Annotated in this window: 25 protein-coding genes; 14 read left to right on the top strand and 11 right to left on the bottom strand. The window is 65.2% G+C overall.

The genetic code is table 11. The annotated features are described in order from the left end of the window. Positions 1–189: 189 nt before the first annotated feature. The 3 genes from P6U24_RS25630 to P6U24_RS25620 all read right to left on the bottom strand — a co-directional run bounded on the left by P6U24_RS25630 (position 190) and on the right by P6U24_RS25620 (position 4,004). Positions 190–2,325 carry a CHASE2 domain-containing protein gene (locus tag P6U24_RS25630; protein ID WP_407155247.1) on the bottom strand — a complete coding sequence of 712 codons (2,136 nt, stop codon included), beginning with the start codon at positions 2,323–2,325 and terminating at the stop codon, positions 190–192. Positions 2,326–2,447: 122 nt separating this feature from the next. Beyond that, positions 2,448–3,068 (bottom strand): FecR domain-containing protein, encoded by a 621-nt coding sequence (locus tag P6U24_RS25625; RefSeq protein ID WP_407155246.1) that lies wholly within the window; start codon positions 3,066–3,068, stop codon positions 2,448–2,450. Between the two features lie 372 nt (positions 3,069–3,440). Beyond that, entirely contained in the window at positions 3,441–4,004 is a 564-nt protein-coding gene (locus P6U24_RS25620; RefSeq protein WP_407155245.1) for a nitroreductase, read from the bottom strand. 526 nt (positions 4,005–4,530) lie between these two features. Between P6U24_RS25620 and P6U24_RS25615 the strand changes: the two genes are divergently transcribed. Then, positions 4,531–5,451 carry a hypothetical protein gene (locus tag P6U24_RS25615; protein WP_407155244.1) on the top strand — a complete coding sequence of 307 codons (921 nt, stop codon included), beginning with the start codon at positions 4,531–4,533 and terminating at the stop codon, positions 5,449–5,451. Between the two features lie 154 nt (positions 5,452–5,605). On the opposite strand, the gene thrS is transcribed toward P6U24_RS25615, so the two are convergent. Further along, positions 5,606–7,696, bottom strand: a complete 2,091-nt coding sequence (thrS, locus tag P6U24_RS25610) for a threonine--tRNA ligase (RefSeq protein ID WP_407155243.1) — start codon at positions 7,694–7,696, stop codon at positions 5,606–5,608. A gap of 215 nt (positions 7,697–7,911) precedes the next feature. Here thrS and P6U24_RS25605 point away from each other — a divergent pair, with 215 nt between their 5' ends. The 4 genes from P6U24_RS25605 (at position 7,912) to P6U24_RS25590 (ending at position 11,852) form a co-directional block, all read left to right on the top strand. Next, positions 7,912–9,195: a hypothetical protein gene (locus P6U24_RS25605; protein ID WP_407155242.1), complete on the top strand. Its 1,284-nt coding sequence runs from the start codon at positions 7,912–7,914 to the stop codon at positions 9,193–9,195. A gap of 160 nt (positions 9,196–9,355) precedes the next feature. After that, positions 9,356–9,997, top strand: a complete 642-nt coding sequence (locus P6U24_RS25600) for a glutathione S-transferase family protein (protein ID WP_407155241.1) — start codon at positions 9,356–9,358, stop codon at positions 9,995–9,997. 92 nt (positions 9,998–10,089) lie between these two features. Continuing rightward, a complete protein-coding gene (locus tag P6U24_RS25595) occupies positions 10,090–11,265 on the top strand; it encodes an MFS transporter (protein WP_407155240.1) in 1,176 nt (391 codons plus the stop codon). 224 nt (positions 11,266–11,489) lie between these two features. Beyond that, positions 11,490–11,852, top strand: a complete 363-nt coding sequence (locus P6U24_RS25590) for a hypothetical protein (RefSeq protein ID WP_407155239.1) — start codon at positions 11,490–11,492, stop codon at positions 11,850–11,852. Positions 11,853–11,885: 33 nt separating this feature from the next. On the opposite strand, the gene P6U24_RS25585 is transcribed toward P6U24_RS25590, so the two are convergent. After that, positions 11,886–13,028 carry an alpha/beta hydrolase gene (locus tag P6U24_RS25585; RefSeq protein ID WP_407160578.1) on the bottom strand — a complete coding sequence of 381 codons (1,143 nt, stop codon included), beginning with the start codon at positions 13,026–13,028 and terminating at the stop codon, positions 11,886–11,888. Between the two features lie 503 nt (positions 13,029–13,531). Here P6U24_RS25585 and P6U24_RS25580 point away from each other — a divergent pair. Together P6U24_RS25580 and P6U24_RS25575 are read left to right on the top strand one after the other, a co-directional pair. After that, entirely contained in the window at positions 13,532–14,911 is a 1,380-nt protein-coding gene (locus P6U24_RS25580; protein ID WP_407160577.1) for an APC family permease, read from the top strand. Continuing rightward, a complete protein-coding gene (locus tag P6U24_RS25575; protein WP_407155238.1) occupies positions 14,908–16,140 on the top strand; it encodes a hypothetical protein in 1,233 nt (410 codons plus the stop codon). The genes P6U24_RS25580 and P6U24_RS25575 overlap by 4 nt, the downstream gene beginning before the upstream one ends. Positions 16,141–16,158: 18 nt before the next feature. On the opposite strand, the gene P6U24_RS25570 is transcribed toward P6U24_RS25575, so the two are convergent. Further along, on the bottom strand, positions 16,159–16,329 hold the full coding sequence (locus tag P6U24_RS25570; RefSeq protein WP_407155237.1) for a hypothetical protein: 171 nt from the start codon (positions 16,327–16,329) through the stop codon (positions 16,159–16,161). 196 nt (positions 16,330–16,525) lie between these two features. After that, positions 16,526–16,873, bottom strand: coding sequence for a membrane protein insertion efficiency factor YidD (yidD, locus tag P6U24_RS25565; RefSeq protein ID WP_407155236.1), 348 nt, complete (start codon positions 16,871–16,873; stop codon positions 16,526–16,528). On the opposite strand from yidD, the gene P6U24_RS25560 reads away from it, so the two are divergent. Next, on the top strand, positions 16,872–17,042 hold the full coding sequence (locus P6U24_RS25560) for a hypothetical protein (protein WP_407155235.1): 171 nt from the start codon (positions 16,872–16,874) through the stop codon (positions 17,040–17,042). The two genes, yidD and P6U24_RS25560, sit on opposite strands and share 2 nt — an antisense overlap. Positions 17,043–17,299: 257 nt before the next feature. Further along, positions 17,300–18,190, top strand: a complete 891-nt coding sequence (locus tag P6U24_RS25555; RefSeq protein WP_407155234.1) for a hypothetical protein — start codon at positions 17,300–17,302, stop codon at positions 18,188–18,190. Positions 18,191–18,203: 13 nt separating this feature from the next. Here P6U24_RS25555 and P6U24_RS25550 read toward each other — a convergent pair whose 3' ends face one another. Beyond that, entirely contained in the window at positions 18,204–18,674 is a 471-nt protein-coding gene (locus P6U24_RS25550) for an iron-sulfur cluster assembly scaffold protein (protein WP_407155233.1), read from the bottom strand. Between the two features lie 204 nt (positions 18,675–18,878). On the opposite strand from P6U24_RS25550, the gene folE reads away from it, so the two are divergent. The 5 genes from folE to P6U24_RS25525 all read left to right on the top strand — a co-directional run bounded on the left by folE (position 18,879) and on the right by P6U24_RS25525 (position 23,524). Continuing rightward, positions 18,879–19,583, top strand: coding sequence for a GTP cyclohydrolase I FolE (gene folE, locus P6U24_RS25545; RefSeq protein ID WP_407155232.1), 705 nt, complete (start codon positions 18,879–18,881; stop codon positions 19,581–19,583). Positions 19,584–19,831: 248 nt separating this feature from the next. Continuing rightward, entirely contained in the window at positions 19,832–20,257 is a 426-nt protein-coding gene (hisI, locus tag P6U24_RS25540; RefSeq protein ID WP_407155231.1) for a phosphoribosyl-AMP cyclohydrolase, read from the top strand. A 198-nt stretch (positions 20,258–20,455) separates the two neighbouring features. Beyond that, complete coding sequence (locus P6U24_RS25535; protein WP_407155230.1) at positions 20,456–21,475, top strand: transglycosylase SLT domain-containing protein; 1,020 nt, start codon at positions 20,456–20,458, stop codon at positions 21,473–21,475. 286 nt (positions 21,476–21,761) lie between these two features. Next, positions 21,762–22,937 (top strand): DUF2336 domain-containing protein, encoded by a 1,176-nt coding sequence (locus tag P6U24_RS25530; RefSeq protein ID WP_407155229.1) that lies wholly within the window; start codon positions 21,762–21,764, stop codon positions 22,935–22,937. 113 nt (positions 22,938–23,050) lie between these two features. Beyond that, positions 23,051–23,524 carry an L-2-amino-thiazoline-4-carboxylic acid hydrolase gene (locus P6U24_RS25525; protein ID WP_407155228.1) on the top strand — a complete coding sequence of 158 codons (474 nt, stop codon included), beginning with the start codon at positions 23,051–23,053 and terminating at the stop codon, positions 23,522–23,524. Here the strand turns inward: P6U24_RS25525 and P6U24_RS25520 are convergent. The 3 genes from P6U24_RS25520 to P6U24_RS25510 all read right to left on the bottom strand — a co-directional run bounded on the left by P6U24_RS25520 (position 23,521) and on the right by P6U24_RS25510 (position 25,614). Further along, on the bottom strand, positions 23,521–24,096 hold the full coding sequence (locus P6U24_RS25520; protein WP_407155227.1) for an Hpt domain-containing protein: 576 nt from the start codon (positions 24,094–24,096) through the stop codon (positions 23,521–23,523). The genes P6U24_RS25525 and P6U24_RS25520 overlap by 4 nt on opposite strands. A 76-nt stretch (positions 24,097–24,172) precedes the next feature. Further along, on the bottom strand, positions 24,173–24,718 hold the full coding sequence (locus P6U24_RS25515; RefSeq protein ID WP_407155226.1) for a response regulator: 546 nt from the start codon (positions 24,716–24,718) through the stop codon (positions 24,173–24,175). 116 nt (positions 24,719–24,834) lie between these two features. Then, positions 24,835–25,614 carry an NAD kinase gene (locus P6U24_RS25510; protein ID WP_407155225.1) on the bottom strand — a complete coding sequence of 260 codons (780 nt, stop codon included), beginning with the start codon at positions 25,612–25,614 and terminating at the stop codon, positions 24,835–24,837. Positions 25,615–25,668: the final 54 nt, after the last annotated feature.

Genomic DNA, 25,668 nt, shown 5'->3' with positions numbered 1-25,668 from the left:
CGTCGGTCCGGCGCGCCCTGAACTGGCCGAGGCCAGATCCTACCTGGCGGACAGACTATCACGCGTGCACCCGATCCTAGAGGGAGCGGATCGAAGAAGGTCGCCGCTCGCTTCATCAGGGAGCGTCCTTCTTTGCAGAGAACGCGCGCGCCGACCTTCCAGCGTGCAGATGTCCCGCGGCTTGCGCGATCACGTCCGCGGCGCTGATGACGCCGACGATAGGCTGGCCTTGAAAGTCTGCGGTAATCTCTCGATCAGGCGGCGCATCGGCACGTCGGCAGGACGCTCGGCCAGCAGCTTCTGGAGCAGCGGGGCGGCCTGGGCGGCATCACGGTCGAGCATGGCATAGGCCTTTAGATAGGCGTCCCGCCAGGCCGGCGGCGCGTCGTCAGGCCAGGGCTCAAACAGCGCGATCGGCTCCTCGCGCCCACGGACCACGAGCTGCCCAAGCGGGCGTAGCAAGGACGCCTCGCATCGCGCCGCGGCACCTGGCCCGACACAGATTGTCGAGCCGAGCTCCTTATTACAGCCTTCGAGCCGCGCTGCCATGTTCACGGCGTCGCCGTGAGCTGTGTAGTCGAGCTTGGATTGAACACCGACATCGCCGACAATGGCGGGCCCGGTCTCGATTCCGATCCGCGTGCGGCCGAGCTGGAGTGCGGCCGCGGGTGCGCGGCGGCGAAAGCCTTCGCTCCACGCTCGAATGGCGAGCGCGCATTCGACCGCGCGTTGCGGGTGATTGTCGAGGTCGAGCGGTGCGTTGAACAGCGCGTGCAAGCCGTCTCCGACGATCTTGTCGACCATGCCGCCGTGACTGATCACGATGCCGGCAACGCCCTCAAAGTACTGATCGAGGGTCGCGACCAATTCCTCCGGCCCGGCGCGATGCATCGTGGCGGTGAAGCCCTCGATATCGGTGAACAGCGAGGTGACCTCGCGCTGTTCGCCATCGAGCTTGACCAGGTCAGGTTGTTCGACGATGCGGCGGACCACGGCGGGCGCGAGACGCTGTTCGAGCCGATGGCGGACGAATGCTTCCCGCCTGCGGGTCAAGGAGTAGGCGCTGCCCGCCGTCATGGTGAACACCAGCACCGCCGCGATGGAGGGCGTCAGCGGATCGACGAGGCGATCGGCCAGCGCGGAGGCTGCGATTGCAGCCGTCCACAGCAGCGCAATGATCGCGGTCAGGATGGCGCTGCCGGCGGCTGGGGACAGGGCGGCGCCAAGCACGATCGCGAGCGCCCCGATCATCAGGACCGCGAACGGCTGCACAATGGGCTCGATAGCCAGTCTGCGAGGCACGCGGCCGGAGGCCATCTGCTCGACCGCATCGGCCTGGATCTGTACCGACGGCGTCAGCGGGTCCGCGGCTGTCTTGCGCAGCCCGCCAAGCTGTGGCGCCGAACCGCCGAGCAACACGATCGCGCCCGCCAGCCGGCCGTCGCCGACTTGCCCCTCGAGGACGTCGACTGCAGAGACCGTGCGGGTGGCGCGACGCGATGGGGCCACCGGCGCGAGCCGCAACAGCGCGTCGTGCGACAGCGCAAGCTGCCGGTTGCCGACCACCAATGTGGGGGGATCGGCCTCGATGCGATAGCTCGCGGCGCCTTCTGCGAGGCGCAGCGCCTCAGTTGCCAGCCCAGGCATCAGGACGCCACCGGCGGCCACGAAGAGCGGGACCTGACGGATGGCACCGTCGGCGCTACCGGGCAATGAGAGCGCGCCGAGCCCGCTCGCCGCAGCCGCGAGTGATTCAGTCGGCCCGATCGCGCCCGTGGTCTGCCAGAGATCATCGAGCGGCAGCGGCCCGCGGGTCACGACCGCAGCACCAGGCAATGTGCCGTTGCGATCGGGATCGAGCACCATGCCGAGCGCGACAGGTGCGCGACTGATGGCTTGCGCCAGCAACGCATCGCCGTCCGGCAGACCTTTCGCGAGCGCGCTGATCTCGGCGCGACCGGTCACTGACCCAAGCCGCCGCGCGAGCGCCGCCGGCGAGCGGTCGTCCGGCTCCGCGAGCAGGATGTCGATCGCGATGGCGGCCGGCCGCTGTCCTGCTATCGCATCCATCAGCCGCGCCAACGTGTCCCGCGGCCAGGGCCAATCGCCCAATCTGTCGATGGAGCGGCGGTCGATGTCGACGACGATCACCTTCTGGTCCGATCGCGCGGGTCTGCGCAGCCATTGCTCGCCGGCGAGTTGCATATCGAAGGCGCGGTCGCGCAGGACGTCGCTCATGGGAAGCAGGAGGGTTGCCGCCAGGAAAGCGGTCAGCGTCGCCAGTCCCGCCACGACCGGCAGGCGCTGCTGCAATGCTCGCCGCATCCTACCCATCGACATGCTGCCGCGCGATCACGCCGAACCGACTTGCTAGTACAACAATGCGAGAGCCCCCTGGCTTGCCAGCGTGTCCTTCACCAACATGCAAAACCAGTGGCTTCATGGCTTCAACTGACGCTTGCGAGCGCGGCGCGGACGCGCTCGGGCCCCCATCGCTTGACCGGCGTCGGCGGCGTGCCAGGCGCGACGAAATCCGTGCCTTCACCTTCGCGCAGGATCACCTGCTGTCCCGCCGCGCTCACCGCCACCGAGCCGCGAGCGACGAACACGCCAAAACGGTCGTTGCTCGGCCCTGCGAAGAACCGCGTGCCGCGGACCGCGATCAGGGCGAAGGGGCTGCGAATTTGCACGGCCGAGTGGTGCGGCCGTCCGTCGAACAGCATTGGCCCTGAGCGCAGCGTCATCTCTCCGCCGGCATTGACCAGGAACCGGTCGATCTTGAGCCGCGCCTGTTCGCCCAGCTTCACCGTCGTGTCGCGGCCGAGCCGCATGGCCAGCCGGGACGCAAGTCCGGTCACGACCTCCTCGCTCAGAAAGACCGGCGCGGCCCGGTCGAGCGCGCGGCGGGCCGATTCGAATTCGCCGAACGCCTCGCCCGTGACGTCTTCGACCGCGCCGACTGGCTCGGCTGCGCGCGCCGATCTGAGGGCAAGAACGAGCGGGAGCGCCAGCGCTCCGTGGCGGAGAAGCCAGCGGCGATTGCGGGAATGCTCGCTTGAGGTGGTCATTGTCGTCCCCTTATGCGGGTGTTGTCGGGAGCGATGATTGTCGCAGATGCCGGGCTACGCGTTCTATCGTCTGCTTCACTAGCCCGGATGGTCATCCATCGCGCAGCGCCGCTCGGCATCGTCGACAGATGCAATGAACTCCCGGCACTTCGGCCTGTCGGCGCGCCAGCGCTCCGGCGCGAACGTCTGCATCCGAGCCGGCGACTACGCGCCGATGTTGGCCAATGGATCACCAGCTGACCAATTGATGCGAATAGAGCTTTGAATATGAAATCGCATCCCGATATTGCGGCAGACAGGTCGCGAACGTCAATCCGCTCCAACCGGCATGATCAGCCGGTGGAGCGGAAGCAGTCGCGTCGCAGGATGAACTTAGAACCGTGTCACGATCTCGGACAGGTTCGGGCGCGGCCGATCCTCGTTCGGCTTGCTCGGCGTGCCGATATGGATCAGCCCGGCGAGCTTCTCGTCCGGCTTCAGCTCGAGACCATCGAGCACGTCGCGGTCGAAGGCGAACCAGCCGGTGAGCCAGGCGGCGCCATAGCCCAGTGCGGTTGCAGCGGTCACGATGTTCATGGCGCTGGCGCCGGCGGACAGCTCCTGCTCGAAGGCCGGCACCTTCGGGTGCGGCCGGGTGAACGAGACCACGCCGATCACCAGCGGCGCATCGGTGAGGCGCTTCCTCTCGACCTCGAGATCGGCCTCGGTGGCCTGGGGATTCTTCTGCGCGAAGACCCTCGCGATGACTTCGCCCGCGCGCAGCCGTCCGTCGCCCTCGAACACGATGAAGCGCCAGGGCGCAAGCTTGCCGTGATCGGGCACGCGCGCGCCGATCGTCAGAATGGTTTCGAGGTCGGCCGGCGAGGGGCCGGGGCCGCTCATTTCTCGTGGTTTGACCGAACGGCGGGTCTTTAGGAGTTCGATGGCGTCGGGCATGAGGTCGGTCTCGTTGGAGCGTTTCAACCGAAGTGGATACCGATTCACCTCGAGAAACGCGTCAAAACAAATGCTGGAGCTTCCGTTCCGATTCCATCGGAACGGAAAGGCTCTGGGCGGGTCCATCTCGCCATAGCACGAAAGCTGGCCGCATCGCAGGCGTCCGGCTGGTTTCTCGGCTTTGCTTGGAGATGTTCTATCGCCTGGACCGCCGCAGGCGACGCCGCTGGTGCCCTGGCATCTGACGGCGGCTAGGCCTCTGCGCGGGTGGGCGCGAGGATCACGCCCGTCGCCGGCAGCGGTCCGGGCAGAACAGAACGCCATGCCATCGGATCGATAAATGTCTACAACTATCAAGGGAAATTAGGCTGGCCAGCCCGCAATTCATGAAATTCGCTCCTCAAATATGGGCGCAAACTGCCCAGTGCGGGGCTGTGTCGCAATTGTGGAAATTTGGGTGGATCGGCTAAATCACGGGGGTGCACCCCGCCGGCCACAGCCGGCCAACATCATGACGCCTGCGGAAATGACTGAACGGACGCCGACACCTGCTGCCGCCGACGCCGTCGTCCGCCTCTGTCGTCATCCCGGGTTCCCTCGTGCGATGCAGGCGGCTGCGCAATGTGCCGTCGATCTGTATCGGGCGGATCGGCTGCTCAATGCGCTGATGAACGACCGGGCGCGGGCGCTGTTCACCCACGTCGCGCTCTATCTGCACTACGCGGACGCGGAGGGGGGCAAGCCCGGGCTGACCGTCGGCGCGATGAAGGAGCTCTGCACGCAGATCGGGCTCTGCAGCCGCGGCCGCTGCGAGGCCATGCTGGCCGTGATGCGGGCCGCCGGCATGTTCGCTTCTGTGGCGAACCCGGATCGCCGCCGGCGGCCGCTGGTGCCGACCGAGCGATTGCTGGCCCTGCACCGCGAGCGTTGGGGCGCGCATTTCCGGGCGATGAGCGCCGCCATTCCCGAAGCCGCGGCCTATCAGGCTGCGCTGGATGATCCGCGCTTCATCAGGTCGTTCGTGCGCGAGCTCGGCCGGCGCTACATCGCCGGGATGCGTGTCTTGGATTCCGCGCCGGAGCTCGGGGAGATCGCCGAGCGCAATGCCGGCATGATGATCCTCTACAGCTTGGCTCTGGCCGGATCGAACGACGACGCTTTTCCGCCGCACAGGCCGGTGCCGCTCTCGATCAACGCGCTGGCGACGAGATTTTCGGTCTCCCGCAAGCATGTGCTGATGCTGCTGCGCGATGCGGAGGCTCAGGAGATGTTGATGCGCGGAGGGCCAGCGAACAACGAGATCACCTTTCTGCCGCGTGGGCGACAGGCGCTGGAAATGATGTTCGCCAGCCTGTTCCTCTACATGGCCGAATGCGCCGAGGTGGCGTTGCGGGCGACCGGCGAGGATCGATGCGCCATGGCCGCCTTGCCTGGCACGCCGCTATAGAAAGTGTAGAATGCAGTAACGCCCGCGCGTGACTTGCTCAAGGCGAGCGGCCTCGAGCCTATCGAGGATCAGAAATCCGGGTCCCGCGCAGCTTCCATGAATTCATAAAAAGAGCGGCGGCCGCGAATGCATTCGCGGCCGCCGTTGCTGTAAATTAGGCCGCCTCGCGCTGACGACGCTGGATGTCCGGCGGCGTTGCCTCCTCGACCAGGGCGGCGACGGCGTCCGCGGTCGGCATCACGGTCTGGCCATCGCGGCCGAGCCGGCGCACCGAGACCGAATGAGTCTCTGCTTCCTTCTTGCCGACCACGAGAAGGGCAGGGATCTTGGCGAGCGAGTGCTCGCGGACCTTGTAGTTGATCTTCTCGTTGCGCAGGTCGATCTCGGCGCGCAGGCCGGCGCGCCGCGCGGCCGCCAGCACCTGCTTGGCGTACTCATCGCCTTCCGAGGTGATGGTGGTGACGACGACTTGCGTCGGCGCCAGCCAGAGCGGGAAGCTGCCGGCATAGTGCTCGATCAGGATGCCGATGAAGCGCTCCATCGAGCCGCAGATCGCGCGGTGCACCATGACCGGCGCTTTCTTGGCGCCGTCGGCATCGATGTAGAACGCGCCGAAGCGCTCCGGCAGGTTGAAGTCTACCTGCGTGGTGCCGCACTGCCAGTCGCGGCCGATGGCATCGCGCAGCACATATTCGAACTTCGGCCCGTAGAACGCGCCTTCGCCGGGATTGATCTCGGTCTTGATGTTGTTGCGCTGGGTCTTGATCTCCTGCAGCACGGTGGCCATCACGCGCTCGGCATGATCCCACATCTCGTCGGTGCCGACGCGCTTGTCCGGCCGGGTCGAGAGCTTCACGGTCAACTCGCCCTCGAAGCCGAAATCGGCATAAGTCGAGAGGATCAGATCGTTGATCTTCAGGCACTCGTCGGCGAGCTGATCCTCGGTGCAGAAGATGTGCGCATCGTCCTGGGTGAAGCCGCGCACGCGCATCAGGCCGTGCATGGCGCCCGACGGCTCATAGCGATGCACGGCGCCGAATTCGGCGAGGCGCAGCGGGAGGTCGCGATAGCTCTTCAGCCCGTGCTTGAAGATCTGCACATGGCCCGGACAGTTCATGGGCTTGAGCGCAAACCAGCGCTTGTCCTCGGCCTCCTCGCCCGCCGACTGCGCCGCGAACATGTTCTCGCGGTACCAGCCCCAATGGCCCGAGGTCTCCCACAAGGACTTATCAAGGATCTGCGGCGCGTTGACCTCGTCGTAGTCGCCGGCGAGGCGGCGGCGCATATAGGCGATCAGGGCCTGGAAGATGCTCCAGCCTTTCGGATGCCAGAACACGACGCCAGGGCCTTCCTCCTGGAAGTGGAACAGGTCGAGCTCGCGGCCGAGCTTGCGATGGTCGCGCTTCTCGGCTTCCTCGATCTGCTTGAGATAGGCATCGAGCTGCTCCTGCTTGGCAAACGCGGTGCCGTAGATGCGGGTCAGCATCGGGTTGTTGGAATCGCCGCGCCAATAGGCGCCGGCCACCTTCATCAGCTTGAACGCATTGCCGATCTTGCCGGTCGAGGTCATGTGCGGACCGCGGCAGAGGTCGAACCAGTCGCCCTGGAAGTAGATCTTGATCGGCTCGTCGACCGGAATGGCATCGACCAGCTCGACCTTGAAGGCCTCGCCTTTGTCGCGGAACACCTGCTTGGTCTTTTCGCGGTCCCAGACTTCCTTGGTGAAGGGTTTGTCGCGCGCGATGATCTCGCGCATCTTCTTCTCGATCGCGGCGAAGTCTTCCGGGGTGAACGGCTCGTTGCGGAAGAAGTCGTAATAGAAGCCGTTCTCGATCACCGGCCCGATGGTGACCTGGGTGCCCGGCCACAGCGACTGCACGGCCTCCGCCAGCACATGCGCGCAGTCGTGCCGGATCAGCTCCAGTGCCTCAGGGTCGTCGCGGGAAATCAGCTCGAGCTTGGAATCGGTCTGGATCGGGTCGTGGAGATCCCTCAGCTCGCCATTGAGCGCCATCGCCACGGTGCGCTTGGCGAGCGAGGGCGAGATGCCCTTGGCGATGTCGAAACCGGTGATGTTCTGCGGATAGTCGCGCCGGGCGCCGTCCGGGAAGGTGACGGTGATCTTCTGCACCGGCTCGGCCGGCTTCAGATTGGTGAGGCTGTACTGGAAGCCGGATTCGGACTTGGGCTGGTCAGGCTTGGGCTGGTCAGGCTTGGACTGGTCAGACTTAGGCTGGTCAGGCATGGCGTTCTCCAAAGGCTCACTCCTGCGAACGAGCGCAGGTAAGCGGAGCAAGGGGTATAGCAGGGGATTTTGGCACTGCAACCGGACAAAGCGGAGAAAGCGGCTGGCGGGGTACGATGGGTAGCGCGGGCGTTGCAGCGGTAGGTCGATATGTTACAACCTAAGCGCCCCAGCATTTCCGGTCGATCTGCATGTTGTCCCGCGACGTGGGTCGGATGACGTCCCGCATCATCACACTGATTCTGCTCCTGTTGCTGTTCGGACCGGTGTGGGCCGCGCCTGGCGTGCAGCCGGCACGCCCGGTCGCCGAGAACGCCGCGCCGATTTCCTTCACCCTTGTGAAGGGACCGCCCGGCGCCTGCGGGCCCGGCTGCGACCGCTGGATCGCGGCCGAGGGAAAGATCGACGGCATGGCGGCGGCACGGTTCCGCAAGTTCTTGAAGCAGATCGGCGATGTCAGCCCGCCGATCTATCTGCATTCGCCGGGCGGCAATCTCGAACAAGCGCTCGCGATCGGCAACATGATGCGGGAGAGGAAGTTCACCGCGCGGGTCGGTCGCACCACGATAGAGGAATGCGGCTTCGAGGCGCAGGACGGCGATGTCTGCGTCAGGCTTAAGCAGTCCGGCCGCGAGCTGCATGGCGAGGTGTGGACGCGCGGGGCGACCTGCAATTCGGCCTGTCCCTATCTGATCCTTGGCGCCGTCACCCGCGAGATCGCGCCCGACGCATTTCTCGCCGTCCATTCGCCGCATGTGATCTTGAACTTCACGGGCGGCGTGCCGACGCGGGAGATGCGCGCCAAGGCGCTGGAGCAGGCGATGATGCGTTCGGACGGCATGGTTTCCGCGTATCTGAGGAAGATGGGCGTCGCGCAGGGGCTGCTGGCGGCGGCGCGTGCGGTCAAGTTCGAGGATATGCATGTGTTGACGCGCGAGGAGATTGCCGGTTTCGGCATCGATCCGCGTCGCCGGGTGGAAACGCCCTGGGTGTTCGAGCAGTTCAGCCGCGGCCTGGTCTACAAGACTGCAAGCGAACGCGCCGGTGACGGGAATGCCTTTCGCACCACCCGGATCCAGCTGTTCTGCATCGATGCCAATCAATATGAGCTTCATTTCCAGCGGCCGCCGCTGCCGCCGGGCACCTCTGAGCCTCGGATCAAGCTTGCGTTCGCAACGGGGTCTGTGGATTTCCTCTATCCCCCTCGCAGGGAACAGGGACAGGAGAAGACTCAGGAGAAGATTCAGGAAACTTGGGCCATGCGTCTCAGTGTCGGTCAGGCGGCAATGCTCGCCTCGAGCCCCCAGCTCACGATCGTGGACAAGGTCGCGACGGGCGGCCAGCCTGCGGCGACGGACCGTTTCGACGGCGCCGAATTGCGTGCGCCCCTGCTGAGGCTGATGGCAACCTGTCCGCCGCGCAACCTGGGTCTGGCGCGCTCGTCGGCCAACGGTCCGACGCCCAGTCTCGCCGGCAATCCCGCCAGATCATCGAATTGAGCCGCTGGCCGGGTCGTGAACCCATCAAGTGGGGAGGGCTCGCACACTAGCATGGCGAGCATGCGTCCCCTGGCTGCATGATGCGCGATCGATAGTCCGTTGCGCGACCGGCTTACCTCTGCGAGTGAGTACATCCAGCCCAATCGAGGAACGCTTAACTATGCTCACCGTCTATGGCGAAGGTCGTGGCTTCCGCGTTGTTTGGCTGCTCGAGGAATTGGGTTTGGCTTATCGGCTGCGCCCGGTCGATCTGCTCGCAGTTGAGAATGATCGCGATTTCCTCGCGATCAACCCCGCCGGCTTCATTCCCGCACTCCAGGACGGCGAGACGATCATGGTCGAATCGATCGCGATTCTTGAGTACCTGCTCGCCCGCTACGGCTCAGGTTCGCTTGCCGTGGCCCCGGATGATCCCGCCTTCGCTTCCTATCTGCAATTTCTGCACTTAGGCGAGGCCGGGCTCGCCGGGCCGATGAACACCGTCTTTGTCGGTCGCGAACTGGCGCCCGAAGCCGAGCGAGAGGCCCGGGTTACCTGCTGGGCACGCGAGACCTTCGAGAGCCGGCTGGGGCTGGTTATCCGCCGCCTTGCGGATTGCCCCTATCTCGCCGGCGACCGATTCACTGCTGCCGATATCTCGGTGAGCTACGCCCTCCTGCTCGGCCTGCGAACTGGCAACTACGTCCCCGGTTCTACCGAGCGGGACTATCTCGCCCGCACGTCGGCACGACCTGCCTACGTCCGAGCGATGGAAAGCTGCCAGGCCACCAAGGCTTGGGCGGCCAGATCACCGGGATTGTAGTGCCATGACGGGCGGTCGCCAGTGGTGGATCTCATCCATCGCATGAGATGATTTCATGCAAATGCATTGATGCGTCTGCTATTTTGCACCGCATGACCCGCCTGGACTCTCCGCCTCGATTCGCTCCCACCGCTCTGATGCTCGGCAATGTCGTCACCGGCTGCTCGGTGCTGGCACCGGCAGGCATGCTGCCCGAGCTTGCCACAGGACTCGACATCAGCATCCGCACTGCCGGCCTCCTAATCACCTTCGGCGCCATGACGCTGTGCATCGGCTCGCCGCTCACGGCCTGGCTGACCAGCCGGATCGACCGGCGCCGCCTGCTGGCCGTGACACTCGCGGTGCTCGGGCTCTGCAATCTCGCCTCAAGCTTCGCGTCCGATTATGCGAGCCTGATGGTGATCCGCCTGGTCATGCTCGCGGTCGGCGCGCTCTATACGCCGCAGGCGGCCGGCACTGCGGCGCTGATCGTCCCCGTGGAGCGCCGCGGCAGTACCATCGCCTATGTGTTTCTAGGCTGGTCCCTGGCGGCGGCCGCCGGCCTGCCGCTGATCACCTTCATCGCCAGCCATGTTGGTTGGCGAGCCGCATATTTTGCCGTCGGCGCGACCGGCATCGTGAGCTTGCTGCTGGTGGCCTGGCGGCTGCCCAGCGGGTTGCGCGGGGCGCCGGTCGAGCTGAAGACCTGGGCCGAGCTCGGCCGCAACCGCACCGTCGTGATGCTGCTGCTGATCACCACGCTGCAGATGTCCGGCCAGTTCGTGGTGTTCACCTATATGGGGCCACTCTTGAAGCAGCTGACCGGCGCCGATCCGAACCAGATCGGCCTCGTGTTCGCGCTCTATGGCATCTTCGGTTTCCTCGGCGTGGTGGTGGCGAGCCGCATCGTCGATTCCTGGGGGGCCTACCGCACCTCGCTGCTGTTCACCTGCGTGCTGTTTGCGGGCATCGGCGGCTGGGCGATCAGCGCGGGGAGCTATCCGATGATGGCGGTGGCGGTTGCGGTCTGGGGTCTCGGCTTCGCCTCGACCAACTCGATGCAGCAGGTCCGCCTGGTCGCGGCCGCGCCGCCGCTGGCTTCAGCTTCGGTCTCGCTGAACACGTCCGTGCTCTATATCGGCCAGGCCATCGGGTCGGCGGCCGGCGGTGTGCTGTTTGCGCGCGATCTCTGCCAGGACATGGGCTATGTGGCGGTCGCCTTCGTCACCCTCGCACTGCTCACGATCCTGATGACGCGCCCGGCAAGGCGGCTCGCCGCGGTGGCCTGAGGCCTCCTTGGCAGCGGTGCGGCAGCCCTTCGCACCTGCTAAGGACCGCTTTTTTTCATGGTCAAACTGTGATCGAGGCGCTTGGCAAGACCGGCCAGACCGGATTAAAGCCGCATTCCCTGGGGAATGGCGAGCGGGGTTGTCGAATTTTCTGCTACAACCGGCGGTCAGTTCCGCGAGGCTGCGACCCGGCGCGCGCCAATCGGATATGAAAGCGACGTGACATGAAGACGATGATGCTGAGTTTCGCTGCGGTGCTGGTCTCGACGGCCGCATTGGCCCAGGCAGACCCGCCGATGGTCGGGGACCACCCCCTGGTCCAGGTCAAGCCGCGCACGGTCGCGGCGACAAAGCAGCAGGCCACCAAGCAGCCGTCGACCGCGGTCAAGCTGCAGGCCTGTCTCGAGATCGATGACGGCACCAAGGAGCGGCTGAATTGCTACGACGCGGTGATCCCGCCAGCGCCGAAGCCGAAGACGATGAAGGCCAAGAGCGTGGCCGACTGCAAGTTCACCAAGGAAGAGGACGAGCGGCTGGCCTGCTTCAACGGCTTCGTCGAGGCCATGCCGAAGCTGCCCAAGACTTAAGAAAAAGACTTGAGCGAATTTGGCGGCCGCCCGTCAGCGGTTGGCGGAACTCGGGCGGCCGGCCGCGATCCGGATTGGCGGCTCGGCCGCGGCCATCTTGGTCAACACGTCCCGAATCGGATCGCGCGTCCAGGCTGATGTCACGTAGTCGCGATGGGTGACGCCTTCGGGCGTCTCCACGAACACCACGCTGCCCGGCCGCAGCGGATGGTCGATGTCCTCCGACACCGCGATTCCCTTGTCGCGCAGCATGCTGATCAGCTCGCGGTCGTGACGCGCCGTGGCGTGAGTGTAGGAGCTGACAAAAAAGCCGGAGCGGTTGCGCGCGATCCAGCCGGCGAACTTGTCGAGCTGGCCATAGACGGCGTCGAGCAGCACCACGCCGCGGATCCGGTCCGTGACGCCGCCGGTATCGAGGCTGAAGGCCGCCGGGAGGAAGCCGCCGCTATAGCCGACGATCACGATCGGCATGCGGGCAAAGGCCTCGGTCGCGCTGCCATCGCCGGTGAGACGGGCGAGGTTCACGGCCGCCTCATCCATGAAGCGCTTGAATCCATCCGGCCGCCAGAACTTGCCGGCGCTGGAATCGGCGGCATCCACCGCCAGCTGCGGTGCGAGCAGCACCGCGTTGACACCGGAATCGCTGATCTGCCGCGGCACCAATTGACGGTCGCGAACGTCGCGTTCGAGCGTTGCGCCATTGCCATGGAAGAACACCACGATCACGCCGGGTTTGCGGACGTCGAAATTCTCCGGCACGTGCACCAGCACACGGCTGTCGTTGTAGGTCTGGTCCTGCCAGTAGACCCGCCCCGACAGGCTGCGATGGCCGCGCCGCTCGCCATTGCTGACGTCGAGGAAGGGGGTGTCCGAAGCGGGATTGTTGCCGAAATAAGGGAAGGCCGATGATTTCATGCTGACCAGCGTGGTCAGCTCGTCCCTCCGGGCTTGCGAAGCGGAGGCTTGCGGCTCCAGCGATGCCATCTGGGTGCGTACGGGCCGCTCTTGCGCAGCCCTGGGCGCGAAGTCGGCCGGCGAATGGAGCTGGAAGCCTTCCGCAGGGGAGGGAAAACGATCCCCGAATTGCGTAGATGGAAAGCGCTCGTCGAAGGTGGATACCCGTGCGGCGTTGGCGGCGATCGTTGCCGGTTCGGGGGCCTTGTCGCATTGGGCCAGCATGAGGGAGGTCAGAATGAGTGTCGCCAGCCCTATGCTCCGGCGCGCGCTGCCTCTGCGGCAAGCAGTCCGTTCCGGTCGGCTGCCTTGCCGCGCATGCCCGCGCTCAAGAAATTTCGGATTGGCTCGGATCATCCGCCCCAAGATCCATGCAAAGACGCAAGCAGACCCACAACGCAGAACAAGCGACACGACACGACAGTCGCTAACAGTTCTCACATCCGCTCGGCTTCACCAGTCGTCGCCGGCCGCGTTAAGCCGAACGGCCCCGGGCAACTCCCCACATCCGGAGCACGTGACAAGCAGGAAATCGTGTCGTGATTGTGGGACCAGCGGCGTCAGGACGCAATGCCGTAACGTGCCGGGGATTCGCGTTTGGAGCATCAAGATACCGTAACTCGTGCCTTATTTAGCGCGCGTTAACCATGCTTGAATGGTTTAGGCCTCAACCTGCGATTGATCCGGCTGAGAAGGGGGAGGGGCGCGTGGCGTCCCGATGCGAGATGGCGGCATCCGAGGCAGACGACAATTCCTGGTCGGCCCGGCCGCGCGACGGGACGCCTCCCTCCGTGTCGATGCTGGCGGCGACGGCGCTCGTCGTCGCCAACATGATCGGTGTCGGCGTCTTCACCAGCCTTGGCTTCCAGGTCAAGGATATTCCCTCGGGCTTCTCGGTGCTGCTGCTGTGGGCGATCGGTGGCGTCGTGGCGCTGTGCGGGGTGTTCGCCTATGCCGAACTCGGCGCGATGTTTCCGCGCTCGAGCGGCGAGTACAATTTCCTGTCCCGGTCCTTTCATCCGGCGGTCGGCTTCATGGCCGGCTTCGTCTCTGCGACGGTTGGCTTCGCGGCGCCGGTCGCGCTCTCCGCCATGGCCTGCGGCCAATATGCCGCCGTCGTCCTGCCCGGTGTGCCGTCGCGCCTGCTCGCGGTCGCCGTGGTGTGGCTGGTGTCGCTGGTGCAGCTTGGCGGCGTGAAGCATTCGAGCACCTTTCAGCTCGTCTCCACTATCCTGAAGGTCGGCCTGATCGCGGCCTTCCTGATCGCCGGCGTCACGCTGCCATCGCCGCAGCCCATCAGCTTCGCGCCCGCGCTCTCGGATCTCGGGCTGATCACCAGCGGGCCGTTTGCGATCGGGCTGGTGTTTGTGATGTACGCCTTCTCCGGCTGGAACGCCGCGAGCTACATCATCGGCGAGATGCACGCGCCGGAGCAGGGCCTGCCGCGATCGCTGCTGGCAGGCACGGCAATCGTGCTGGTGCTCTATATCGCGCTCAACGCCGTGTTCCTGCTGGCAGCGCCGATGGCGAGCCTCGCCGGCCAGCTCGAGGTCGCAAGCATCGCAGGCAGCTACATCTTCGGCGCATTCGGCGGCCAGATCGTGGCGGCGATGATCTGCATCGGCCTCGTGCCGTCGATCGCCGCGATGATGTGGATCGGCCCGCGGGTGACGATGACGATGGGCGAGGACGTCCCTATGCTGGCTGTCTTCGCCCGCCGGTCGCGCGGCGGTGCGCCGATCTACGCCCTGCTGTTCCAGCTCGCAGTCGCCAACCTAATGCTGCTGACCGACAGCTTCGAAGCCGTGCTCGACTTTATTCAGTTTGCGCTGCTGGCGTGCTCGTTCCTCACCGTGCTCGGTCTCTTCAAGCTGCGTATCACGCGTCCCGATCTGGCGCGGCCATACCGCGCCTGGGGCTACCCGCTGACCCCTGCGGTGTTCCTGCTCGTGACCGGCTTCATGATGTATTATTTGTTTGCGCAGCGGCCTTTGCAGGCCGGGCTCGGCACTCTGGTCATGATGTGCGGCCTGTTGATCTATCTGCTGGCGCACAGGCATCCCGGCGGGAAGGTCGCCGCCTATCCGGGACACGAGCAGCGATGAGACGTGTCACCATGATGCTGGCGGTGCTTGCAGGCGTGGTCCTGCTGGCGTTCGCGCCTGCGGCGGCAGCCGAACCCGCGACCGCCGACGATACTGCGCGTCTGCTCGCCGGCATGCCGCCATCGGCCGCGTCGCCGCTCGCGCCCCTGACGCAGGATCCCGCCTGGCAACGCCATCAGCGCTCCTTCGACAGCGCCTTCGGTCAGCTCGAGCAGCGACAGCTCAGTCGGATCCATGCCTGGGCCGATGCCAATCTGGCGGCGCCGCGGCCGGCGATGTTCTACTTCTTCTCCGGACCCGACTTCCTCTACGCCGACGCCTTCTATTCCAAGGCAACCACCTATGTCATGGCCGCGCTGGAGCCGACCGGGCCGATTCCCGACCTCGTGAGGCTGCCGCGCGTCGGGCCATCGCTGTCTTATGTCGAGCACTCGTTGCAATCGCTCCTGAGCTTCTCGTTCTTCATCACCAAGCAGATGAAGACGGATCTGAAGGAGGGCGAGATCAGCGGTACGCTGCCGATCCTCTATGTGTTTCTGGCGCGCACCGGCAAGACCATCCGCAGTGTCGACCTGGTCTGGCTCGACGCCAACGGCGCGTTGCACGAGGCCGGCGAGCCGCAGCCGCCGCATGCGACGCAGGGCGCGCGTATCGTCTTTGCCGATGCCGACGGGCTTGAGAAGACGCTCTATTACGTCTCGACCGATCTCTCCAATTCGGGCGTGAAGTCGAGCGGCTTCCTGAAATTCTGCGACACTTTCGCACCGGGCAACAGCCTGCTCAAGAGCGCTTCCTATCTGCTGCACTCCGGCGCCTTCTCCACCGTGCGAAGCTGGCTTCTCAACAACAGCGCCACGATCATCCAGGACGATTCCGGCATCCCGCTCGCCAGCTATGATTCCAAGGCGTGGGGCTTCTTCCCGTTCGGCCGCTATGCCGGACCGGTCGATAAGTTCCCGAACATGTATCAGGAGCGCTACGCCGTCCTGTTCGAGCGTGCCCAGCCGCTCGATTTCGGCATCGGCTATCGCTGGCGGACCAACGAATCCAATCTGTTGCTGTCGGTCAGATTGCCGGCGGGCGAGACCAGCGCCTCGGCGGAAGCCGCCGTTACGCCGGAGAGGAGCGACCAGTTCGAGCGACCGCGCCGTGGGCCGCGGCCGCCGGCGCCGATCCCACTGTCACCGCCACCGCGGCGCGACGACTTCTGGTTCTGGCCGCGTTGGTAGTTGCCAGGCAAGACTGCTTCACCAATGCACGTGCTGGCTGGGGACGATGTAGCTCGTGGTGCTGGGCGGCGAAGCGGAGATGTCCTCGTAATAGCGCCAGACTCCGATGATGATCACGACCAGGGCTAGGACGGCGAACAGATCGATCTGCCTTGGGTCATGTCCCGATGGGCTTATTCTGAAGCGCATGATGTTTCCTCCCATCAGGAAACATCACATCAACGCGAGACGCGCGGCGGCCGTTCCAGGAAGAACGATTTCGCTCCGCGTCTAATCATGGCGTCTAAATAATAGCGCAATTAGTCCACGGACGGCTGACGAATCCTCAGCGGGCAGAATTGTCGGATGCACGAGTCGGCTGCAAAAGCTTGCTGCGGCGCAGTGATTAGCTCGGACCGTTGACGCCGCGCCAGCGCGCATAGCGCCATGGCAGATACCAACGCGCACCGCCCGGTGCGCTCGAAGGAACATTGTCGATTCCCGAAGTGCCGAAAGGCTGGCAGCGCAGCAGCCGCGCCAACGTCATCCAGCCGCCTGCCCACAAGCCGAAACGCTCGATGGCTTCATCGGCATAGACCGAGCAGGTCGGCAGGTGACGGCAATTGTAACCGACCAGCGGGGAGAGCGTGTGGCGATAAAGCCAAATGAGGACGCGCGCGCCGCGGCTTGGTAGTTCCGGAATCATACGGGCAAGCGCATGATCGTGGTCGTGGGGGCACATTGAGCGTTTCATGAGCGTCGTGCTTCAAACCGGGCTGTTAGTTGCGCGGTTCCTGGGCGGGGAACCTGCGTTCGTGCATTTTTCTGTGTCCTTGCCGCAAATACCGCAATATTTCAGTGCCATGCAGCATGTCAGCAGCTGGGCGAGTCGGCGGCTGGACGGCACGCAGTTCCCCGGATAGGTTTTCCTGACAGGGATGTGACAAGATCGTAACGCTTTGGCGCGAATCTTGCCACAGCCGGACTTACCAGTTGCGGCCGTCGGGAAGTTCGGATCACTTGTTCCGTAAGCGTGTGGTCGGAACTGCTTCAGTTCCAGTGTCGCACTGGCAAAAAAGAACCTCTACCGCTCCTATGCTTCCGAAGTTCGCTTAGGAGCCAGCCCGAAACGTGCGCGAACTTCGGACCTGGCGCACTTTGGCATGGGGCTTGGGAAGGATTGCGGGTGAGATTTTTGAAGTCGCTCAAACTGCGCTGGCTGCTTCTCGGCGGCGCAGCACTTACTGTAGCGCTCGGGAGCGCCATCTTCACCGTCGGCAACACAGCGCAGGCGGGCGCTACGCTCGAAGAGCGCAAACTGCCGATGCGCTTCAGCTGGGTGGCGTGCGATCCGAATTGCGGCTGGGTTTCAGCCGTCGGCATCGTCACCGGCGACACACCGAAGGATTTTGAGGATTTCGCCAGGGGACGCGATCTGAACGGCGCCACGCTGGTGCTGGATTCCAGCGGCGGCTCGGTGAATGATGCGATCACGCTCGGGCGCAGGTTCCGCGGCTTGAACATGCGCACCACCGTCGGCATCAGCTCGCGCGGGCGCGGGCAGGGCGATCAGGCCACCGTCGCGCCGCAGGCCTACTGCGAATCGATGTGCGTGTTCCTGCTGCTCGGCGGCACCACGCGCTACGTGCCGGACGCGGCGCATGTGCGCGTGCATCAGATCTGGATGGGAGACCGCGCCGACGACGCCAAGGCGGCGAGCTACAGCGCGCAGGACCTGATGATCGTCGAGCGCGATATCGGGCGGCTGGCCAAGTACACCTTCGACATGGGGGGCGCCGGCGATCTGTTGTCGCTCGCGCTCAACGTGCCGCCGTGGGAAGACCTCCATGAGCTGTCGCGCAACGAGCTTCGGCAGACTAATCTCGTGACCACCGATCTGGTCGCCGAGGTGCTGCCGCAGGTGAAGTCCGGCACGCCAGTCGCTGCTGTTTCAGCCAAGGGGCAGGAGCGTTTCGCTGACAAGGCCGAGCAGGGCCAGCCGGCGCAGAAGTCGACCCGGACTGCGGAAGCGCTGTCCTCGAGCACGGTCGCGGCGACGCCGGCGCAGTAGGGCCTGGACCGGTTCAGCCCGCGACGGCGGGCTGCTCCACCGGCTCTGCCGCCTTGGATTTAGCTTCGATCTGGTTGATCGCGTCGACCACGGCGTCGAAGGTCAGCATGGTCGAGGCGTGACGGGCCCTGTAGTCGCGCACCGGCTCGAGCAGCGCGATGTCGGCCCATTTGCCCTCCGGCGGGGCGCCGTTTTCCTTCAGCATCTTCCGCACGGTTTCGCGCAGCTCCCGCAGTTCGGCTGCGTTCGAGCCGATCACGTGGCGGGCCATGATCGAGGAGGAGGCCTGGCCGAGCGCACAGGCCTTCACGTCATGAGCGAAGTCGGTTACGACAGATCCGTCCATCTTGAGGTCGACCTTGACCGTCGAGCCGCAGAGCTTGGAATGCGCGGTCGCGCTGGCATCGGGATCCCTGAGCCGTCCGAGACGCGGAATATTGCCGGCGAGCTCGATGATCCGTTTGTTATAGATGTCGTTCAGCATGCCCAACGTTCCCGGATGTGCCGGCGCGGAGGCGCCCATTACCGACGCCGACGGTCTTGGCGGGCGGGTTTCACCGCCCTATATTGCCAATATATGGAGCCGTAAGGCGCAAATTCCAGCCATATCCTCAGGCGTCTGGCGCATGAATGCCCCGTCTGCCGGTGACACTCCGGTCGCTTTGCCGATCGGTCGAACGGAGAAAAGATGGACGCTTTGATCAAAACCCTGCGCACGAACAAGCCCGATGCGAAAACCGCCGAGGCCAAGCTTCCCGAGCGGCCCGCCGAGCTCGACCCGTCCGAATTCCTTGCCGCTGCCGTGCGCGCCGACCGGCCGCGCCCCTCGCGCGCCGAGGCCGAAGCCGCTGTGACCACGCTGCTGCATTACATCGGCGAGGAGCCGTCCCGCGAGGGCCTGGTCGATACGCCGCGCCGGGTGGTCGAAGCATTCGATGAGCTCTATCAGGGCTATCACCAGTGCCCGGCCGAGGTGCTCGACCGGACATTCGGCGAGACCGCGGGCTATGACGATTTCGTCCTGATTCGCGACATCGAGTTCACCTCGCAGTGCGAGCATCACATGATGCCGTTCTACGGCAAGGCGCATATCGCCTATACGCCGGTCGAACGGGTGGTGGGCCTGTCCAAGCTCGCCCGGCTGACCGACATCTTTGCGCGCCGGCTGCAGACCCAGGAGCATCTGACCGCGCAGATCGCGGCGGCGATCGACGAGATCCTCAAGCCCCGCGGCGTCGCGGTGATGATCGAGGCTGAGCACACCTGCATGTCGGTGCGCGGCGTCGCCAAGCATGGCGCCGTGACCTTCACCAGCCGCTTCACCGGCATGTTCCGCGACAATCCGGCGGAGCAAAGCCGTTTCCTGTCCATGGTGCGGGCGCCGCAGAGATAGCTTGGCTATTCTCCGCCGTCATCGCCCGGCTTGCCGCCTCCGCTGAAGCTTTGGCGCGCCCTTGAAGTTGTGGCCGCGTCGAAGCCGAAGGCGTAGACGGGACCGGGCGATCCAGTATTCAGGGACAGCTCGGCTGGTCCGTACTGCTGCGGCGCACTGGATCACCCGCTTTCGCGGGTGATGACTCTGAACGTGTCGTGCGAGCGGTGCAAAACAGCTTGGACGAACTGTGTGTTAGCGAGGCTTTCGTGTCCACATCATCAGAAGAGCGCGAGGAAGGGCTCGCGTTCCTGCCGAAATTCGACGCTGCCGGACTCGTCACGGTCGTCGCGACGGACGCAGCGACCGGCGACGTGCTGATGGTCGCCCACATGAACGACGAGGCGCTGCGGAAGACGGTAGCGACCGGGGAGGCCTGGTATTTCAGCCGCTCGCGCAACGCGTTGTGGCGCAAAGGTGAGACCTCGGGCCAGACCCAGCGCGTCATCGAGATGCGCACCGATTGCGATCAGGATGCGATCTGGCTGCGCGTCGAGCAGCAGGGCGCGGCCTGTCACACCGGCCGGCACTCCTGCTTCTATCGCAGGGTCGAGAACGGTGCTGATGGCGCAACGCTCGCCTTCGCCGATGCAGAGCGGCTGTTCGATCCGGCCTCTGTCTATCGCAGCAAATAGGGCGCTGGCCGAGTGCGGCCGGGCGCGCCTGCGCCAATGGCTGAGCCAGTGATGGGGCTGGGTTCCGAATTTAACCGGCCATTAACCATGATCGACGCAAGTTGACCCCGCCCGGGACGCTCGCTGCGCCCGGCATGTGCGGCGCGTTCGTCTGCCACGAATCTGCAAGAAGCAGTCTGCAGGAAAGCGGGTCATCTCATGTCGGTCGACGCTTCCAATTCCGCACCATCAAGTCCGCTCGATACGGTGCGGGCGAAGGTCGCCGGTGCCATCAAGCAGGCGGCTGATACGGTCGGCGCCAGCTTCGAATATTTGCTGTCCACCGCCAAGATGGAATCAGATTTCAATCCGTCTGCGGGCGCCTCGACCTCGTCAGCGCGAGGACTCTATCAGTTCATCGACCAGACCTGGCTCGCCACTGTCAAGGAAGCGGGCGGCCAGCTGGGCTACGGCCAGTATTCTGACGCCATCACCAAGACGGCGTCGGGCGACTACACGGTCAGCGATCCCTCGATGCGGCAGGCGATCATGAAGTTGCGCGATGACCCGAAGGCGTCGTCATCGATGGCCGCCGCTCTGACCCAGTCGAACAGCTTCCAGCTCACCGGCAAGCTCGGCCGCCGGCCGACCGATGCCGAGCTCTACATGGCGCATTTCATGGGCGCGGGCGGCGCCGCCAAGCTGATCACCAGCGCGCAGGACACGCCGCGGGCGACCGCCGCGCAGATGTTTCCAGGCGCGGCGGCGGCAAACCGGCCCATCTTCTACGACCAGGACGGCAACGCGCGCAGCGTATCCCAGGTCTATGCGGTGCTGACATCGCGCTATTCGGGCGCGGCCAATTCGCAGGCCACGCGCGGCGCGCTCGCGCTCTATGGCGGCGCGTCGAACGCCGCAGGCGGCGGCGCGATGCCGACGACGGACACTGCGACGTTCCTCTCGATGTTCCCCGACACACGCAATGCGCAGTCGCAAGGCACCACGATGGCCTCCGCCGATGGTTCATCGTCCGGCGCGACGTCTTCTCCCGATCCGATGTTCCGCTCGCTGTTCCAGGTCGATGGACAGTCGCAGCAGGCGGTGTCGCCGTCGGTGCGCCAATTGTGGGGACATTCGTCGTCACCGGTCGCGAGCGCGTCCTCAGCCGACCAAGCCACCGGCAATGCGCCGCGGCCGCTCGATCTGTTCAGCGATCCTAACGGCACATTCTCCGGCTGACGCACTCCGCGCTGCTACTCGGCAGCCGCTGCCTACCAACCCCCTGTGGGATCTCACGAAATTGACTGTATCGTCGCGAGGCGCCGCTCGCGGAAAGCGCCGTTTTGCCGCGTACAGAGAAGCGTCTCCTCGCGGTAGACTGGTCGCATCGTACCGGTTCCCCTTAATAAAAGGTCAATAAAACCAGCCACTTATGGTGAACGCTTTGTTAAGCATCATGGTTTACTGTCTCTGATGTTGAGGCCCTTTCGGCCTCGTTTTGACAGTTGCGTAAGCCGGAAAGACCATGATCGTTCGGCAGTTCATCAGTTGGGTAAGAACCGCGTCCGCCGGCGAGCGGGCTGAAGCGACGCGGGCCCTGGCGCGAGCCTGGGTGATCTCGGATCTCTCGGACGAGGATCGTGCGGCCGCTGAAGGCGCGCTGCTGATGCTCTTGGACGATCCGTCGCCGCTGGTGCGGCAGGCCATGGCGCAGGTGTTCGCGCATTCGCCGGATGCGCCCGCCGCCATCGTCCAGGCGCTCGCGACCGACCAGCCGTCGGTGGCGCTGCCGGTTCTCGAACATTCACCCCTGCTGATCGACGCCGACCTGGTCGACATCGTCGCAACGGGCAATTCGGAGATGCAATGCGCGATCGCGCGCCGCCTCAAGCTGCCGGCGCCGATCTGCGCCGCGATCGCCGAGGTCGGCAGCGCCGCCGCCGCGCTGGAGCTGATCGAGAACGCTTCCGCCGAGCTGCCGCCGTTCTCCTGGGACCGAATCGTCGATCGCCACGGCCATCTTGCCGCCATCCGCGAATCGATGCTGGTGCTGGACGACCTGCCGGCCGCGACGCGTGCGGCTCTGGTCGGCAAGCTGACAGAGACGCTGGCGCAATTCGTGGTGGCGCGGAACTGGCTCAGCGCCGATCGCGCCGACCGGGTCGCCACCGAGGCGCGCGACCGTTCGACTATCACCATCGCTGCGCAGACCCGCGGCGGCGAGCTGCGCGGCCTGATCCGTCATTTGCGCGCCACCTCGCAGCTCACTGCGGGCCTGATCTTGCGGGCGCTGCTCTCGGGCAATATCGAGCTGTTCGAGATCGCGCTGTCGGAACTCTCGGGCCTGCCACTGGCGCGCGTCGGCTCGCTGCTCAACGATCGCGGCACCGCGAGCCTGCATGCGCTGCTCAGCCGCGCCGGCATTCCCGACTCGACTTTCGATGCCTTCCGGATCGCGCTGGACGTCTGCCACGAGACCGGCTTTGCCGACAGCCTGAGCGGCGCGGCGAATCTGCGCCGGCGCATGGTGGAGCGCGTGCTGACGCACTGCTCGACCGAGCACGACGCCGCCGAGCCGCTGCTGATCCTGCTGCGCCGCTTCGCGACCGAATCCGCGCGCGAGGAGGCGCGCAGGTTCTGCGACCAGATCATGGCGGAAGACGCCGTGGCTCCGCTCGACTACGCGCCGCTCGCGGCGTGAGCTTTTTTCGACGCCAAGGCACGCCAAGACATCAGCCCCGGGATGCACATGAGCGTCCCGGGCTTGTGGCGTTTGGTGGTATGATGCCGACGCAAGGAGAAGGGGAGGTCAGCGTGAGCATTCCCGTCATCGAGCAGGCCAAGATCCAGGCCCAGGTGCTGGTGCCCTTGATGAAGGCGCTGCAGGCCGAGCTTGGCGAGGCGCGCGCCAACGCGCTGGTACGCCGGACGCTGCGCGACCTCTATCGCCGCTATGGCGAAGAGTTCTGGCAGTCGAGGCCCGAGAAGAACCTCGGCCAGGCCATGGCATCGGCGTTCGCGACCTATGCGCGCGACGAGGCGCTCGACTATCGCGTCATCGCGCAATCGGCGGACGCTTGTGAAATCGATGTGACGGCTTGCCGCTATGCCGAGTTCTACAAGGCGCTCGGCGAGCCGGAGCTCGGCTTCCTGCTGGTCTGCAGCGCTGATTTCGACACTGCGGCAGGTTTCGGCGATGATGTCACGCTGACGCGCACGCAGACCATCATGCAGGGCGCGAGCCACTGCGACTTCCGCTACCGGCGAGCGGGCAGGACAGGCAGCTAATCGGGTATGATGCTCGGCGCCAGGATGGCTTCCAGATGCTCGGGGCGGTCCTGGTTGACGTGGATGAGATATTCGTCGGCGACCTTGCGCAGCCGGCGGCTCAGCTCGCGCGCGGTAGCGACGGTGTCGAGCTTGGTGCGATCGTGCACGATCGCCAGGATCGCGTTGATGTGGTGGGTGAACAGCTCCGCCGGGACCTTCTCGAGGTCGGGCGCGTGCTCGATGATCCGGCACAGGCTGTCGGCGGCGGCCGCCGCGGACGGAAAGCCGAAGGTCGCGGCGTCGCCCTTGATGTCATGCGCGGCGCGAAACAGCTCGTCGCAGGCCGTGTCCGTGAAGCCGCTCCTCTGGATCGCGGCGTAGGCGGCCGAGAGGCGGCCAGCCTCGGTGTCCATCCAGGATCTGAACTCGCCGGAGAGGCCGGCGAGGGCCGCTTCCGCGCGCGCCACGGGATCATCGAGATCCTTGGCATCGACTCGCCGCAGCACCTTCTTGAGCGGATTGGGCTGGGTGATGACGTGATGGGTCGCGTAGGTCTTGACCTCGATCCCCGGAGCTTTCTGTTTCGCCATCGTCTGTTCCTGGCTTGATTTGCTCGCGTCGATGCGGGAGCGATGAGGACCTTGCGTCAGCGTTGATCCCGCCGCGCTAGACGGTCGAGCGTGCCTTGTCGATCAATGACGGCTGCTGCACGATCTCGAACTCGCCGCCGATGCGACGCTCGGGACCGATATAGGCGGTGTTGGTGTTGCGGCGCCGGTCGGGGCCGAAATAGGTCTTGGTCTTGATGAAGGGGCGGGGATTGGCCACCACGTTGAGAATGCGCTGATAGAGGCCCTTTGCCGAGATCGGCTTGGCGAGGAATTCGGTGACCCCGGCATCGCGCGCCACCGTGACGCGCCGCTTCTCCGAATGGCCGGTCAGCATGATGATCGGGGCATAGGGGTTGCCCTTGGATTCCGGCTGCCGGATCATCTGCGCGAGCTCGAGCCCGTCGAAGATCGGCATCGCCCAATCGGTGATGACGATGTCCGGAACGTAATGGGTGTACATCTCCAGCGCAGTTGCGCCGTCCTCGGCCTCGTAGGCCTCGCGCGCGCCGAACGAATGCAGCAGCGTTCGCAGGATGCGGCGCATATGCGGATTGTCGTCGCAGATCAGGAAGCGCAGCTTGTTGAAGTCGATGCGATACATGGAATCGGCCCGGCTCCGCAGAGTGTCGGTATACTGGCGTTAACCATACCGGGCCGAGGGTTAAGGAACGGTTGTCGGTGTTGCGTGAGCAGCCGCGCCCCGGAGAAAACCGGGTCTCAGTAGCCGAACTGCTCGCGCAGGATGCGTTCTTCCAGGCTATGGCCGGGATCGAATAGCATCCGCATCGAGATGGTCTTGTCGGACAAAACCTCGACCCGGCGGACGTCGCGCACTTCGTCGTGGTCGGCGACCGCGGCGACGGGCCGCTTCTCGCCTTCCAGCACCTCGATGATCACATAGGCGGTGTTCGGGAGCAGGGCGCCGCGCCAGCGCCGCGGCCGGAACGCGCTGATCGGCGTGAGCGCCAGCAGTGCCGCATTGATCGGCAGGATCGGGCCCTGCACCGAGAGGTTGTAGGCGGTCGAGCCCGCGGGCGTCGCCACCAGCACACCGTCGGCGATCAGCTCAGGCATGCGCTCGCGCTCGTCGATCAAGATGCGCAGCCGCGCCGCCTGCGCGCTCTGGCGAAACAGCGCGACCTCATTGATGGCGTGATGGATGTGGACGGTGCCGTCGACATCGGTGGCGCGCATCAAGAGCGGGTGGATGACGGATTCCTGCGCCGCGTCCAGCCGGGTCCGCAGGTCGTGCTGGCTGAACTCGTTCATCAGGAAGCCGACGGTGCCGCGATGCATGCCGTAGATCGGCTTGCCCGTGCGCATATGTTCGTGCAGCGTCTGCAGCATCAACCCGTCGCCGCCGAGCGCGACGATGACGTCGGCAGCCTGCGGATCGCAATTGCCGTATTCGTCGGTGAGCTGGACGAGCGCCGCCTGCGCCTCGACACTGGGGCTCGCGACGAAGGCAATCCGCTCATATCGCTTGGACGTATTCATGGACTTTACTGGCTCGATGGGCCGCCGATCTCACGCTGCCTTCGTCGTCTAGCC

Origin of the sequence: Bradyrhizobium sp. STM 3557 (genome assembly GCF_045571465.1) — a bacterium.
Lineage (GTDB): Bacteria > Pseudomonadota > Alphaproteobacteria > Rhizobiales > Xanthobacteraceae > Bradyrhizobium.
This window is presented reverse-complemented; position numbering and strand designations above follow the sequence as displayed.

Excerpts from the sequence above, each read along its gene's own strand:
- P6U24_RS25630 (WP_407155247.1), bottom strand. The coding sequence starts at position 2,325 with ATGCGGCGAGCATTGCAGCAGCGCCTGCCGGTCGTGGCGGGACTGGCG.
- folE (WP_407155232.1), top strand. The coding sequence starts at position 18,879 with ATGGACGCTTTGATCAAAACCCTGCGCACGAACAAGCCCGATGCGAAA.
- P6U24_RS25580 (WP_407160577.1), top strand. The coding sequence starts at position 13,532 with ATGGCGGCATCCGAGGCAGACGACAATTCCTGGTCGGCCCGGCCGCGC.
- P6U24_RS25575 (WP_407155238.1), top strand. The coding sequence starts at position 14,908 with ATGAGACGTGTCACCATGATGCTGGCGGTGCTTGCAGGCGTGGTCCTG.
- P6U24_RS25590 (WP_407155239.1), top strand. The coding sequence starts at position 11,490 with ATGAAGACGATGATGCTGAGTTTCGCTGCGGTGCTGGTCTCGACGGCC.
- P6U24_RS25510 (WP_407155225.1), bottom strand. The coding sequence starts at position 25,614 with ATGAATACGTCCAAGCGATATGAGCGGATTGCCTTCGTCGCGAGCCCC.
- P6U24_RS25620 (WP_407155245.1), bottom strand. The coding sequence starts at position 4,004 with ATGCCCGACGCCATCGAACTCCTAAAGACCCGCCGTTCGGTCAAACCA.
- P6U24_RS25605 (WP_407155242.1), top strand. The coding sequence starts at position 7,912 with ATGACGTCCCGCATCATCACACTGATTCTGCTCCTGTTGCTGTTCGGA.
- P6U24_RS25520 (WP_407155227.1), bottom strand. The coding sequence starts at position 24,096 with ATGGCGAAACAGAAAGCTCCGGGGATCGAGGTCAAGACCTACGCGACC.
- P6U24_RS25535 (WP_407155230.1), top strand. The coding sequence starts at position 20,456 with ATGTCGGTCGACGCTTCCAATTCCGCACCATCAAGTCCGCTCGATACG.
- P6U24_RS25530 (WP_407155229.1), top strand. The coding sequence starts at position 21,762 with ATGATCGTTCGGCAGTTCATCAGTTGGGTAAGAACCGCGTCCGCCGGC.
- P6U24_RS25615 (WP_407155244.1), top strand. The coding sequence starts at position 4,531 with ATGACTGAACGGACGCCGACACCTGCTGCCGCCGACGCCGTCGTCCGC.
- P6U24_RS25595 (WP_407155240.1), top strand. The coding sequence starts at position 10,090 with ATGACCCGCCTGGACTCTCCGCCTCGATTCGCTCCCACCGCTCTGATG.
- P6U24_RS25550 (WP_407155233.1), bottom strand. The coding sequence starts at position 18,674 with ATGCTGAACGACATCTATAACAAACGGATCATCGAGCTCGCCGGCAAT.
- P6U24_RS25570 (WP_407155237.1), bottom strand. The coding sequence starts at position 16,329 with ATGCGCTTCAGAATAAGCCCATCGGGACATGACCCAAGGCAGATCGAT.
- P6U24_RS25600 (WP_407155241.1), top strand. The coding sequence starts at position 9,356 with ATGCTCACCGTCTATGGCGAAGGTCGTGGCTTCCGCGTTGTTTGGCTG.
- P6U24_RS25560 (WP_407155235.1), top strand. The coding sequence starts at position 16,872 with ATGAGCGTCGTGCTTCAAACCGGGCTGTTAGTTGCGCGGTTCCTGGGC.
- P6U24_RS25515 (WP_407155226.1), bottom strand. The coding sequence starts at position 24,718 with ATGTATCGCATCGACTTCAACAAGCTGCGCTTCCTGATCTGCGACGAC.
- yidD (WP_407155236.1), bottom strand. The coding sequence starts at position 16,873 with ATGAAACGCTCAATGTGCCCCCACGACCACGATCATGCGCTTGCCCGT.
- P6U24_RS25625 (WP_407155246.1), bottom strand. The coding sequence starts at position 3,068 with ATGACCACCTCAAGCGAGCATTCCCGCAATCGCCGCTGGCTTCTCCGC.
- thrS (WP_407155243.1), bottom strand. The coding sequence starts at position 7,696 with ATGCCTGACCAGCCTAAGTCTGACCAGTCCAAGCCTGACCAGCCCAAG.